Source organism: Sporosarcina sp. NCCP-2716 (assembly GCF_023707985.1).
Taxonomy (GTDB): domain Bacteria; phylum Bacillota; class Bacilli; order Bacillales_A; family Planococcaceae; genus Sporosarcina.
Genome location: NZ_BRCF01000006.1, coordinates 125,268 through 137,736, shown reverse-complemented (window position 1 = coordinate 137,736; position 12,469 = coordinate 125,268). Strand labels below are relative to the sequence as shown.

The following is a 12,469-nucleotide window of genomic DNA, read 5'->3' as shown; positions in this document are numbered from 1 at the left end:
AGTCATACCCGTCATCCTCCTTTTTTCGTTACGAACACAAAAAAGCCCCTGCTGATCGGTCTACGATCATGCAGGGACGCCATTTGCACATTCCGGCGCGGTACCACCCAGCTTGAGACAATTTTTGTGTCTCCGCTCATTCAGCAATAACGCCGCTGGCCGCGCAACACTCCAAAGCTGTAATTCGACAACAGGGTACCGAGCAGCTCCCACCTACCGCTGCCTCTCTGGACGGATTACCTGTTCCTACTCCGGCTTTTTCTTCGTGAAGAGTAACTTACCTCATATTGTAGTCGAAAATGGAAATTTGTCAAACTAATTCAGTCAACTGCTGTTACAATATGCTATAATAAATGAGATTTTTAGGAGGGAACGAATTGACCAAACATGACAAAAAACGTGTTGACGAATTAGAACATAAATTCGAAACGATGAAGAAAACCAAATGGGCGAAAAACACGCGGATCGCGTCGGGTGTCGTCTGGAATCTAGCCTTGCTTTTCTTAGTAATCGGTTTGACATTGACAGTGTTCGGCGCATCGGTCGGGGCGGGCTACTTCGCGTCCCTCGTCTCGAAGGAGCCGCTCCGTTCGAAAGACGAAATGCGGAATGAGATCTTCAGCTATGAAGAGACGTCCGAAATTTATACGAATGGAAAGTATCTCCGGAAAGTGCGATCTGATATCGACCGGAAAGAAGTAAAGCTCGAAGACGTCTCCCCGTACGTCCTCAACGCCGTCTATGCGACGGAAGATGAGTACTTCAACACGCATAACGGCATCGTGCCGAAAGCGGTGTTCCGCGGTCTGTTCCAGGATGTTACGAACTCGGACAGCCAGACCGGGGGATCGACGCTCACCCAGCAGCTCATCAAAAACCAGATCCTCACGAACGAAATCTCGTACGAACGGAAAGCGAAGGAACTGCTGCTCGCCATGCGGCTCGAGCATTTCATGACGAAAGACGAAATTCTCGAAGCGTATTTGAACATCATCCCATACGGCCGGAATGCGAATGGCGGTAACGTCGCTGGTATTGAAGCGGCCGCTGAAGGGATCTTCGACAAAAAAGCAAAGGATCTTAACCTGGCTCAGGCTGCCTACATCGCCGGCATCCCGCAGGCTCCGTTCGCCTACACACCGTTCTACAACGGCAAAAAAGGGCTGAAAGACGAGAACGGCTTGAAACCAGGTGTCAACCGGATGAAAACCGTCCTGTTCCGGATGAAAGAGACGAACTACATCACGGAAAAAGAATATAATGAAGCCATCGCCTATGACATCACGAAGGATTTCCGAGCTCCTGCGCCGCCTCAAAAGAGCCGTGAGGAATATCTCACTGATGAGATCCAGCGCAACACAATCACTATTCTTTCTGACATAATCGCAGAAAAGGATGGCATCGATGCCGATCGTCTGCAAGAAGATAAGAAATTGAAGGAAAAGTACGGGATACTTGCCGAACGCTCGATGCGCAATGATGGTTACCGGATCTATTCCACAGTCGATATCCAGCTCTACAATGCGCTGAACGACGTGGCGGAAAACTTCACCCAGTATGGCTACACATACACACAGACAGTTACGGACAAAACCACTGGTGAAAAAACAACAGAAAAACTTCCTGCTCAAGTCGGGGCCACCCTGCTGGATAACAAATCAGGAAAAGTTCTTGCATTCGTCGGCGGTCGGGATCATGAACTCGAGGCAGTCAACCATTCTTCGCAAAGTCAGCGGCAGCCTGGTTCCACCATTAAGCCGCTGCTTGTGTATGCACCTGCCATCGAATATGGCGTTATCGGCGCAGGCAGTCCTGTCGTAGACGTTAAGTTCTCGGTAGGGTCCTGGAATCCTGTAAACTTCCTTGCCAATCAAGAACTCGGAATAGTGCCGGCCCGACAAGCGCTCGCCACATCACAAAACTTGGCAACGATCCGCCTCTACAAGCAGATCGTTGACCGCAGACCGGCAGAACTGCTCAACAAAATGGGTTATACCAATATGACAGCTGATGACTATGAAAACTTGTCCGCTGCAGTCGGCGGTTTGAGACATGGTGCAACTGTACAAGAAAATACCGGTGCCTTCTCGACGCTTGCAAATGGCGGTAAACACTTGGAACCGTATATGATTGAAAAAATCGAAGACCGCTCAGGCAAAATTGTGTACCAGCACATGGCTGAACCGGTTCAAGTATTCAGTGAACAGACCGCATACATCATCACCGATATGCTGCGTGATGTTTCCACTGCGGGAACCGCACAAAATATGAAGAGACAGCTGAACTTCGGAATGGATATCGCCTCTAAAACAGGGACTACTGATTCTTACAGTGACGCTTGGCTCGTAGGTTATAATCCGAATATCTCGCTCGGAATCTGGATCGGTTACAAGTATCAGACATTATCCCTGCAAGGACCGGGCAATGCACAATTCGGTACGACAAACACCCGGACCACTACGCTGTACGCCAAGATGATGAATGCTATCAACCAGGCACGCCCCGCAACCGTCGGGAAAGAGGCGCGGTTCCAGCAGCCGAAAGGTGTTGTGTCGCGTTCATTCTGCGGCATTTCCGGACTTGCGCCTTCGGCAGCCTGTTCATCGGCAGGACTCGTGCGTTCCGACTTGTTCAATGCGAATGCAATGCTTCCGAATAAAGCGGATGACAGCATCATTTCGTCCTCTTCGGTTTCCGTGAAGGGCACGCGGTATGCGGCGCTTCCGTCCACACCTCGTGAGTTCATCACAGCCGGCGGGACAGGGGTCAACGCGGAGTTCATCAAACGGATGCTCGGACCGCTTGGCGGCGATGCGTCGAAGCTGTTCCCGGCGAACTCGGCATTCACGTCGCGCGTCGTCTCGGGTGCTGTGTTCCCGGCGGATGGTGTTGCACCTGCAGGCGTATCGGCTTCGCAGAGCGGCTCCGTGCTGACGTGGTCCGCTTCGCCGTCGAATGACGTCATCGGCTATTACATTTACAATGGCGGTACACGCGTCGGCACAGTAAGGGACGGCCAGTCGCTTTCCTTCCCGATGGGCGCCGGCACGTACACGGTGCGTGCTGTCGACATCACAGGCCTCACTTCAGGTCCGTCGAACGCCGTATCGGGCGCAGCAGCGGCTCCGCCGGCCGATCAGCCATCTGCGACCCCGCCGGGCGGAGGAGATGACGGCGGCGGTTCGGCCACTCCTGCACCGCCATCCTCAGGAGGCGATGCGGATAAGAAACCGAACCCGCCGTCCAATGGTTCCGGTGACGGCAAGCCGAAACCGCCTGCGAATAACAATGGCGGCGGAAACGGCAATAACGGCAACACCGGCAACAATGGCAATGCAGGAAATAACGGCAATGCGAATGGTGACGGCAAACCGAAACCACCTGCACAGGGCGGAGAAGGCGATAAAAAGCCGAAGCCGCCTGCAGATGGCGATAAAGACAAAGATAAGGACAAGGAAGGCGGCAACTGATCAGCCCGCCTCCCCCTTGGTCAACAGCAAAAACGGACACTCCCCTCGCCGGGCGTGTCCGTTTTTCTATTTAATCTTCCATTGTCGACAAGTCGCCTGTCGGCAGATCGAGCTCCCATGCTTTCAGCACACGGCGCATGATCTTCCCGCTGCGGGTCTTCGGCAGTTTGTCCTTGAACTCGATTTCACGCGGAGCCGCATGTCCGGCCAGTTCCTTTTTCACGAATTGGCGGATGTCCTCCTTCAGCTCATCGGACGGTTCATAGCCGTCCTGCAGGGCGATGAACGCTTTGATGATCTCCCCTCGGACAGGATCCGGTTTCCCGATGACTCCGGCTTCGACGATTGCCGGGTGTTCGAGCAGTTTGCTTTCGATCTCGAACGGTCCGACCCGTTCCCCGCTCGTCATGATGACGTCATCGACGCGCCCCTGGAAGAAGAAGTAACCGTCTTCATCCATATAAGCGGAATCGCCGGACACGTACCATTCATCGTTCAGGAAATACGAATCATATTTCTCCGGGTTGTTCCAGATGGCCCGCATCATCGCCGGCCAGCCTTTGCGGAGGGCAAGGTTGCCCATCCGGTTCGGCGGGAGCACATTCCCCTGATCGTCGACGATTGCCGCCTCGATCCCTGGAACCGGTTTGCCCATCGAGCCGGGTTTCAGCGGCAGCGAACCGAAATTGCAAATCATCTGCGCGCCCGTCTCCGTCATCCACCATGTGTCATGGATGCGCATATGGAACGTTTCCATGCCCCATCGAACGACTTCCGGATTCAGCGGTTCCCCGACGGACAGAATATGACGCAGCGACGACAGGTCATGGCCTTCCATCGCGGCAGCCCCCGCCCCCATCAGCATGCGGAACGCGGTCGGCGCACTATACCAGATCGTGACGCCGAATTCCTCGATCGCCCCGTACCAGCTGTCCGTCGAGAAACGTCCTCCGACAATCAGGTTCGTTCCGCCAGCGAGGAACGGTCCGAAGATCCCGTACGCGGTTCCCGTGACCCAGCCCGGATCTGCGGTGCACCAGAAAACGTCCGTCTCCCGAAGATCCAGCACCCATTTGGCCGTCTGCAGCTGCTGCACCATTGCGTTCTGGACGTGAAGCACGCCCTTCGGCTTCCCGGTTGAACCGGATGTATAGTGTAGCAGTGTCGGCGATTCGCGGTCCAGCCACTCGACGTCGAAATTCTTGGATGCTTTCTTGAAATGTTTATTGAAATCGATCACTTTTCCTTCTTCCGTCACGCCGTCCCCCACGACAAAGACGGTTTCCAGATGCGGCAGACGGTCGACCGGGATGCGGTCCACGAGTTCAGGTGTCGTGACGATGGCTTTCGCGTCACTGTCGTCGAGACGGTCGAACACAGCCCCTTCCATGAACGCTTCGAACAGCGGTCCGACGATCGCTCCGACCTTCAGCGCACCGAGAAGCGCGAAGTACAGTTCAGGTGAACGCGGCATGAAAATGAAGATCCGGTCCCCTTTTTCGAGCGACGAACAGTTCTTGAATACGTTGGCTGCCTGATTGGAATACTTCTTCATGTCGCCATACGTATAGGTCTCTTGACGTGCGCCGTCCTTATAATACAGCGCTACCTTGTTTTTGCGGAACGAATCGGCATGGCGGTCGATCGCTTCATGGGCGATGTTCACTTTCCCTGTTTCATACCAGCTGAACTCCTTCTCGGCGTCTTTCCAGTCGAAGTTTTTGACGAGTTCATCATAATCATGCATCTGATAATCTGTTTCCTGCACCGGAATTACTTTAGAAACCATAACAGTACCCCCTTAAATATGTACTAACACGTTTTATTCTACATGAACCGGTTCCAAATTAGCAAACAAATAATAGTTTTCGGACTGTTCTTTGTTTTGGCGGAAAATCTGGCGAACTGCTTTTCAATTTCATGTATACTAGACTCAGGATGGACAAACACCACAAGGCGGTGAATTGGTTGGAGCATAGAAAAACCTATAATGCATTGGAGATGAAACACAAGAACGGCGATCTGATCATCGAAGGACCGATCAGGACGGAGGACCTCGAAAGCTATACGTTCCACGAGGGGCTGGTCGCGTTCCGGCCGCCGAAACAGCAGCATGCAGCACTGATCGGCATCTCGAAATTACCGGAGGGCCGAATCATCGTCGCGCGGGATCAGGACCAGATCGTCGGCTACGTGACATATCTGCATCCCGATCCGCTCGAGCGCTGGTCAGAGGGCAATATGGAGAACCTGATCGAACTTGGCGCCATCGAGGTGATCGCCAAATACCGCGGCGGCGGCGTAGGCAAGGCGCTGCTTGAAGTTTCGATGATGGACGATGCGATGGAGGACTATATCGTCATCACGACGGAGTATTACTGGCACTGGGATTTGAAAGGGACGAAACTGAACGTCTGGGAATATCGCAAAGTGATGGAGAAGATGATGCAGAACGGCGGTCTTGAATACTATGCGACCGATGATCCGGAGATCTGTTCGCACCCGGCGAACTGCCTGATGGCGAGGATCGGCAGCCGGATCACCCAGGATGACGTGCAGCGGTTCGACAGTCTCCGTTTCAAAAATCGATTTTTGTATTGAAGAAAGAAGGGATCTTATGTTAATCGAAGAAATCATGAAGACGGATGTCATCACACTGACCCCTTCCCATACCGTCAAAGATGCGGCCGACCTTATGAGGGAGCGCCATATCAGGCATCTGCCGATCATCGAAGACGGATCGCGGCTCGTCGGCATCATCACGGACCGGGACCTGAAGGAGATCCTTCCATACGGCAGGCAGATCCCCGCTGATATGCAGGCGGTCTACGACATGCCGCTCGCTGAATGCATGGTTACGGAACCGATCACAGGCCACCCGATGGACTTCGTGGAAGAATCCGCACTCGTCTTCTACCATAACCAGATCGGCTGCCTGCCGATCGTCTCGAACGACGAGCTCATCGGAATCATCACGGAGACGGATCTGCTGTACAAGTATATCGAACTGACAGGAGCCCACCAGCCCGGCTCGCAGATCGAAGTGCGGGTGCCGAATGTGCCTGGCATCCTGTACGAAGTCTCAAAAGTGTTCCATGAGTTCCAGACAAACGTGCAGAGTGTCCTCGTCTACCCGGACAAGGAGAACGACGCCAACAAAATCCTGGTCATCCGCATTAAGACGATGAACCCGATCGCCATCATCGAAGGATTGAAAGAGCGCGGATTCGACGTCTTGTGGCCGAACTTCCCAGGGACCGGATTATGATGAAAGAAGCAGTGTTCGTCTTTTCCGAAGATCAGCTCGGCTATTCGTTTTCCGATACCCATCCGTTCAATCAGAAACGGATCGTGCTCACCCTCGATCTGCTGAAGGAGATGCATGCAATCGAAGACAGCGATATCGTCGCGCCGCGTATGGCGACCGACGAAGAACTGCTGCTCGTCCACGAACCGAAATTCATCGACATGGTGAAAAAAGCGGGCCGCGGCGAAGTCGGATCCGAAATCGGCGCCGTCTATGGCATCGGCACGGAAGATACGCCGATCTTCCCGAATATGCACGAAGCGAGCGCCATGCTCGTCGGCGGAACCCTGACAGCGGCGGATGAAGTCATGCAGGGACGTTCCCGGTATGCACTCAACCTCGGCGGCGGCCTTCACCACGGTTTCCAGGGAAAAGCTTCGGGCTTCTGCGTCTACAATGACAGCTCTGTCGCCATCCGCTATCTCCAGAAGAAATACGGCGCCCGGGTGCTTTACGTCGACACGGACGCGCACCACGGGGACGGTGTGCAGTGGACCTTCTTCGACGACCCGGATGTATGTACACTGTCCATCCACGAGACGGGACGCTATCTGTTCCCGGGTACCGGTCATGTGACGGAACGCGGAAACGGCAAAGGGTACGGGACCTCGTTCAACTTCCCGATCGATGCATTCACGGAAGATGAATCATTCCTCCAGGTCTATGAAACCGCTTTCCGGGAGATCGCCGAATGGTTCAAGCCGGACGTCATCCTGACTCAGAACGGGGCCGATGCACATTACTTCGACCCGCTCACCCATCTGTACAGCACGATGGAAATCTATAAGCAGATTCCGAGGATCGCCCGCGAAATCGCCGAGGACTATTGCGGCGGCAGATGGATCGCTGTCGGAGGCGGCGGTTATGATATTTGGCGTGTCGTACCGCGCGCCTGGTCGCACATCTGGTACGCGATGAAACAGCTTCCGGCACCCGCGGGACCGCTGCCGGAAGAGTGGCTCGCCCGCTGGCAGGAAGAGGCTCCTGTGCCGTTCATCCCGACGTGGGAGGATCCGGAACCGCTCTATACGGCCATCCCGCGCAAACCGGAGATCGAGGAGAAGAATGCGCAAGTGATGGCGCGGTCGCTGCAGTACATACGGAATGAGCAGCAGCCGCGCTGAACACCCGGCGGCCGCTTTTTACGGAATAGGAAAAGCAGGACGGGAATCTGCCCCCGTCCTGCTTTTTCATGTTTTTCATTTTTTTCGGATCGAGTCACGCTGTTCCAGCTGGTATGGCAGGATCACTTGCTTATGATCCACTTCTTCCCCGTTCATCAGCTTCGTCAGCAGCCGCATCGACACCGCGCCGAGATCATACAGCGGCACCCGGACGGCTGTCAGCTGCGGTCTCACGGCACGCGCCAATATGGAGTGCTGGAAGCAGATCAGCTCCATATCTTCCGGTACGGACAAACCGGAATCGCGGACGCCGTTCATGACACCGACCGCTATGTCATCGTTGCCCGCGAAGATCGCTGTCGGCGGTTCCGGCAGCCGTTTCAGCCGGTTCCATGACTCGTATGCGTCATCGTACGTATTATCCGTCTCGATGATATAGTCATCCGAAACTTCCAGTCCCGCTTCTTCCATCGCTTCCTCGTAGCCTGTCTTCTTCGAGAGCAGGTTGATGTCCCGGCTGAACGGTCCCGAGAGGAACGCAATCCGCTTATGACCGTTTGCGATCAATTCCCGGACAGCATCATAGGCCGCTGCCTTATTCTCGATATTGACAGTCGGGAAATCCTTCTCGGCGTCCAATGTGCCTGCAAGCACGATCGGCACGTTCGCGGATTTCATCTCTTTCCGGACTTCTTCAGAAATGGAATCACTCATGAAGATCAAGCCGTCCACCTGTTTGCCGAGATGGTCTTCGATCAGTTCCATCTCGCGGAGCGCCCTTTTGTCCGAGTTGGACAGGATGATATTATACTCGTACATCGTTGCGACGTCGGCAATCCCTCTGGACAACTCTGCATAGTAGCTCTTCGAGATGTCAGGGACAATAACCCCGACGGTCGTCGTCTTTCTGCTGGCGAGGCCGCGCGCGACAGCATTAGGCCGGTAGCCGAGCCGTTCAATGCAAGCGGTTACCTTCTTCCGCGTTGCCGGTTTCACGTTCGGGTTGCCGTTGACCACCCGTGATACAGTCGCCATGGAAACGTTCGCTTCCCGTGCGACATCGTATATTGTTACCGCCATACTGACCTCCCCTTCTCCGTCTGGTTCTACTTTCTAACCTATTATACCAAAATGCCGGAGCTATGAAAGCTCCGGCAATATATTAAACGATTTGGTGGGTGTTCATGAAGCGCTGCATCTCGTTATAGAACTCGTCGAACTGTCCGAGATCCATCTGCTGGGCCGCGTCGGAAAGCGCGACAGCCGGGTCCGGATGCACTTCCGCCATAACGCCGTCCGCACCGACAGCGATCGCTGCCTTCGCCGTCGGGATGAGAAGATCCCGGCGCCCTGTGGAATGGGTGACGTCGACGAACACCGGCAAGTGTGTCTCCTGTTTGAGGATCGGCACCGCCGAGATGTCCAGCGTATTGCGTGTCGCTTTTTCGTATGTACGAATGCCGCGTTCGCAAAGCATGATCTGGCTGTTCCCTTTTGAGATGATATATTCAGCTGCGTTGATGAATTCATCGATCGTCGCTGCAAGTCCGCGTTTCAGGAGGACAGGCTTATTCGTTTTGCCGGCTTCCTTCAGCAATTCGAAGTTCTGCATGTTGCGTGCGCCGATCTGGATGACATCGATGTAATCGAGCGCCTCTTCAAGATGGGCCGGTGTGATGATCTCCGTCACGATGGACAGACCGGTTTCATCGGATACACGCTTCAGGATCTTCAAGCCTTCAAGGCCGAGTCCCTGGAAGTCATAAGGGGATGTCCGCGGCTTGTAAGCACCGCCACGCATCATCGTCAGCCCTTTCGCCTGGATGGACTTCGCGACAGCGAGCACCTGCTCATACGATTCGACGGCACATGGGCCGAAGATGAACGTCGGTGTCCCATCCCCGATCTTCTCCCCGTTCACATCGACGATCGTATCTTCCGCTTTCCGTTTACGGGAAACGAGCAGGGCATTCCGCTGCTCATCCTCTTGGATTTCAAGAGCGGACATGAAGATGCCTTTGAAGATCTGTTCGAGCACGCCGTTAGGGAGCGGGCCGTTGTTCGCCTGCTTCAGCGAATCGAGCATTTCACGCTCACGGACAGGGTCATAACGGTTCACACCTTGTTTTTCTTTCACTTTGCCGATTTCCTGGACGGCGGCAGTCCGTTCGTTGATGAGATCCAGGATTTTCGTATTCAGCTCCGTCACTTGCGAGCGAAGTTCTTCAAGTTCGTTCTGGCGCATCTGTCATTCTCCTCCCCATTCACTACATCCCCTTTTCGCAACGGGTAATGTGTGATACATTTTTAATAATAGACCTAGTATAATGAACCTCTGTTGAAAAGTCACGCTATTTCGCAAAGTTATCGTATTTAATATATCGGAAGAAACAGGAGGTACATTCGTGGCACCTATATTCGCACTCGATATCGGAACGCGTTCCGTTGTCGGCATCCTATTGGAAGAAAGCACGGCAGGGCACCATGTGATCGATCTGGAAGTGATCGAGCATAAGGAGCGCTCGATGATCGACGGCCAGATACATAACATCCTGAGTGTCGCTTCCGTCATCGAAGAGATGAAGCAACTGCTCGAGACGCGTCACGGACGGCTCGAGAAAGTGAGCGTCGCAGCTGCCGGACGGGCACTGAAGACCGCGGTCGGGGCACTGTCCGCCGACATATCGGAGCACGCCCTGATCAATACCGAAGATATCAACAGGCTCGAACTCGGAGCGGTCCAGAAAGCGCAGCAGGAACTGTTATCGTCCGACGCTGTCACAGCGGACAACCAATATTACTGTGTCGGTTACTCGGTCCTCCACTATCTGCTCGACGGTGAGCCGATCGGCAGCCTGATCGATCAGACCGGACGTACGGCAAGCGCAGAAGTCATCGCTACGTTCCTTCCGCGAGTCGTTGTCGAGTCGCTGCTTGCTGCGCTCAAACGGGCCGATCTGGAAATGGAAGCCCTGACTCTCGAGCCGATCGCGGCGATCAATGTCCTGATTCCGCAGTCGATGCGCCGTCTTAACGTGGCGCTCGTCGATATCGGCGCCGGCACATCCGACATCGCCATCACGAGTCAGAATACAGTCACCGCATTCGGCATGGTTCCGATCGCAGGCGACGAAATCACCGAAACGTTCAGCTCGCATTACTTGTTGGATTTCCCGGAAGCGGAAGCCGCCAAACGGCTCCTGGCAGATCGGGAAATAGTCACCTTCCAGGATATCCTCGGATTCGAACAGGAGCTGCCGAGCAGTGAAGTCATCGATGTCCTGTCCCCTTCTGTCGAGCGGCTGGCTTCTGCCATCGCCGATGAGATCCGGAGGCTCAATAATGAGCAGTCCCCGCAGGCGGTCATGCTTACCGGCGGCGGCAGCCTGACGCCCGGTCTGGCACAAAAACTGAGCGCAGCACTCGAACTGCCGGCACAGCGGGTCGCCGTCCGAGGCCTGGAAGCATTGAGCAATGTGACGTTTGCCGATAAAATCTCCGCTTCCCCGGCATTCGTCACGCCGATTGGCATCGCAATCGCAGCACAGCGGGCACCTATCCATTATATGACGGTCACGGTCGGGGATAAACTGATCCGTCTTTTCGAACTGAAGGAAATGACTGTCGGCGATGCCCTCCTTGCTGCAGGCGTGAAGGCGCGTCATCTGTACGGCAGGCCCGGACTTGCTCTCCGCTTCACCCTGAACGGTCAGGAGATCACCCTGCCCGGGACGCACGGCACAGCTGCTGTCATCCATAAGAACGGCAGAGAGGCGGGCACAAAAGACCTTATCAGCAACGGTGATAACATCCGTCTGGAGAAAGGGGAGGACGGTCAGAGAGCGGCCGCCACGATCAGAGAGGCAGCAGGTCTTGACGCGGCTCCTGTCCAGGCTGCCGTCAACGATGTGCCTGTCACTCTCACGACTGAAGTGTCGGTGAACGGGGAGCCGGGAAGTCTGGATAGTGAGATCGAAGACCGGGATGACATCGAAATCCGCCAGCAGACGACAGTACGGGATGCGCTGCATGCTGCTGGCGTGATACCGGCGTCCGGTTCCGTGCAGGCCATCACGCTTAACGGGAAAAGGGTCCCCGTCAAACTCGCAACACCTGAACTCACTCGGAATGGACTTCCTGTCTCGCTGTCGGCAGCCGTGCAGGATGGCGATCGGATCGGCTATCAGGCCGGCGCGCGTCCTGCCGTTTCCGATATTGCGGCAGAGCTCGGGGTCCGCCTGACCGAACAGGTGACGGTCACGTTCAATGACGAGACGGTGACGATCACGAAGCCGCGGTTCACGGTGACCGTGAACGGACAGCCGGCCGATCTGTCGACACTGGTCGCAGAAGACGATCGGCTGAACGTCTCCCCCGCAGATACGCAGCCGATCCGGTTCAGCGATGTCTTCGGGTTCATCGATTATCAGCTGCCGGCTGGATCGGCTTCTTCCTACCGGCTCTTGCGCAACGGCGAACCGATCCAGTTCACGGATGAGCTGTTCGGCGGAGACCGTCTTGAAATTGTCCTGTCCTGATGTAACCTATGACTAAAAAAGCCATCCGGC

8 protein-coding genes and 1 other annotated feature are annotated in these 12,469 nt (G+C 55.0%); of the genes, 5 read left to right on the top strand and 3 right to left on the bottom strand.

Going from position 1 to position 12,469, the window contains the following annotated elements:
• Positions 1-69 precede the first annotated feature (69 nt).
• Positions 70-273 (bottom strand) — a binding site (T-box leader).
• 104 nt (positions 274-377) lie between these two features.
• Positions 378-3,470 carry a transglycosylase domain-containing protein gene (locus NFU03_RS10310; RefSeq protein ID WP_251638426.1) on the top strand — a complete coding sequence of 1,031 codons (3,093 nt, stop codon included), beginning with the start codon at positions 378-380 and terminating at the stop codon, positions 3,468-3,470.
• Between the two features lie 70 nt (positions 3,471-3,540).
• Here NFU03_RS10310 and acsA read toward each other — a convergent pair whose 3' ends face one another.
• Entirely contained in the window at positions 3,541-5,259 is a 1,719-nt protein-coding gene (gene acsA, locus NFU03_RS10305) for an acetate--CoA ligase (protein ID WP_251638424.1), read from the bottom strand.
• A 179-nt stretch (positions 5,260-5,438) separates the two neighbouring features.
• On the opposite strand from acsA, the gene NFU03_RS10300 reads away from it, so the two are divergent.
• The 3 genes from NFU03_RS10300 to NFU03_RS10290 are packed head-to-tail and all read left to right on the top strand — an operon-like array spanning position 5,439 to position 7,901.
• The gene (locus NFU03_RS10300; protein WP_251638422.1) at positions 5,439-6,071 is read left to right on the top strand and encodes a GNAT family N-acetyltransferase; all 633 of its coding nucleotides are present in this window, start codon (positions 5,439-5,441) and stop codon (positions 6,069-6,071) included.
• A 16-nt stretch (positions 6,072-6,087) separates the two neighbouring features.
• A complete protein-coding gene (locus NFU03_RS10295) occupies positions 6,088-6,738 on the top strand; it encodes an acetoin utilization AcuB family protein (protein ID WP_251638420.1) in 651 nt (216 codons plus the stop codon).
• Positions 6,738-7,901 carry an acetoin utilization protein AcuC gene (locus NFU03_RS10290; protein WP_251638534.1) on the top strand — a complete coding sequence of 388 codons (1,164 nt, stop codon included), beginning with the start codon at positions 6,738-6,740 and terminating at the stop codon, positions 7,899-7,901. The genes NFU03_RS10295 and NFU03_RS10290 overlap by 1 nt, the downstream gene beginning before the upstream one ends.
• A 75-nt stretch (positions 7,902-7,976) precedes the next feature.
• Here the strand turns inward: NFU03_RS10290 and ccpA are convergent, their stop codons facing one another.
• Together ccpA and NFU03_RS10280 are read right to left on the bottom strand one after the other, a co-directional pair.
• Positions 7,977-8,981: a catabolite control protein A gene (gene ccpA / locus NFU03_RS10285; RefSeq protein WP_251638419.1), complete on the bottom strand. Its 1,005-nt coding sequence runs from the start codon at positions 8,979-8,981 to the stop codon at positions 7,977-7,979.
• 82 nt (positions 8,982-9,063) lie between these two features.
• Positions 9,064-10,146: a bifunctional 3-deoxy-7-phosphoheptulonate synthase/chorismate mutase gene (locus NFU03_RS10280; RefSeq protein ID WP_251638417.1), complete on the bottom strand. Its 1,083-nt coding sequence runs from the start codon at positions 10,144-10,146 to the stop codon at positions 9,064-9,066.
• A 160-nt stretch (positions 10,147-10,306) separates the two neighbouring features.
• On the opposite strand from NFU03_RS10280, the gene pilM reads away from it, so the two are divergent.
• Entirely contained in the window at positions 10,307-12,439 is a 2,133-nt protein-coding gene (pilM, locus tag NFU03_RS10275) for a cell division protein FtsA (protein WP_251638415.1), read from the top strand.
• The last annotated feature ends 30 nt before the right edge of the window (positions 12,440-12,469 follow it).

Coding starts and splice junctions, on each gene's coding strand:
- ccpA (WP_251638419.1), bottom strand. CDS start 8,981: ATGGCGGTAACAATATACGATGTCGCACGGGAAGCGAACGTTTCCATG.
- NFU03_RS10295 (WP_251638420.1), top strand. CDS start 6,088: ATGTTAATCGAAGAAATCATGAAGACGGATGTCATCACACTGACCCCT.
- NFU03_RS10290 (WP_251638534.1), top strand. CDS start 6,738: ATGAAAGAAGCAGTGTTCGTCTTTTCCGAAGATCAGCTCGGCTATTCG.
- acsA (WP_251638424.1), bottom strand. CDS start 5,259: ATGGTTTCTAAAGTAATTCCGGTGCAGGAAACAGATTATCAGATGCAT.
- NFU03_RS10280 (WP_251638417.1), bottom strand. CDS start 10,146: ATGCGCCAGAACGAACTTGAAGAACTTCGCTCGCAAGTGACGGAGCTG.